This is a genomic window from Vibrio sp. 378, from assembly GCF_033339435.1.
Genome location: NZ_JAWOUO010000316.1, coordinates 1 through 849 on the forward strand (window position 1 = coordinate 1; position 849 = coordinate 849).

General features: G+C 49.1%; 1 protein-coding gene. It reads right to left on the reverse strand.

Annotation, left to right across the window (positions count from 1 at the left end; all coding sequences use genetic code 11):
- A partial coding sequence (locus tag R7Q48_RS25950; RefSeq protein WP_318133056.1) for an MFS transporter occupies positions 1-849 on the reverse strand: 849 nt, incomplete at both ends.

Sequence of the window (849 nt, forward strand, 5' to 3'; positions counted from 1 at the left end):
CCACGCCCGTAACCATTTGAGCTTGGCTTGCCATCGCGGCAACTAGTGCGCTTGATAGGCTGCTCACGGTAATTTGCAGGCTGTTTTGCAAACCAGCTGCGGTTGCAGGGCTTTGCTTCGCACTTGCCAATGCACGGTTTACTACGATTGGGTACAACGCACCATTCGCTACCGCAATCAGACAGAAAGGCGCTAGGATTGGCCAGATGGAGGTCAATTCCCACTGCGAAGCTACAAAGATAAGCAACGCGGCAACACTGAATAAACCGATCAACTGACGTAGAATTTTTTCATCACCAAATTTGCGAACACCAACTTTACCTAGGTAACCACCCACCATGAAAGCAATGGTTTGTGGGATAAAGCTCAAACCGATGTCTTTTGCTTCGTAGCCGAGTTGAGACATGATTTCTGGCATACCAGTAAGGTAAGCAAAGAACGCTGCCGAAGCGGTTGCGAACATAAACACGTTACCTAGGTAAGCTTTTGAACCTAGTAACGCTTTAATATCCGCAGACATGCTGGTTTGTTTGATTTCGGCTTGTTCGTTCTTTTGTGCCATGGTGGCAGCAACCAGCACCACGCCAACAAGCGTTAATGCGATAAAAATACTGTGCCAACCAAAGCTATCCGCTAAAACCACACCCAGTTGAGGTGCAAGTGCTGGTGATAGTGCCACCAACGGCATGATGGTTGCAAAAATTTGCTGGCTACTGCTGGAGTAACGCTTGATTACCATCGCTTGCCAGATAACCGCAGGAGCACACACGCCGATTGCTTGCACAAAGCGCAGTGTCAGTAGCTGCCACTGCCGATTGCTTGCACAAAGCGCAGTGTCAGTAGCTGCCA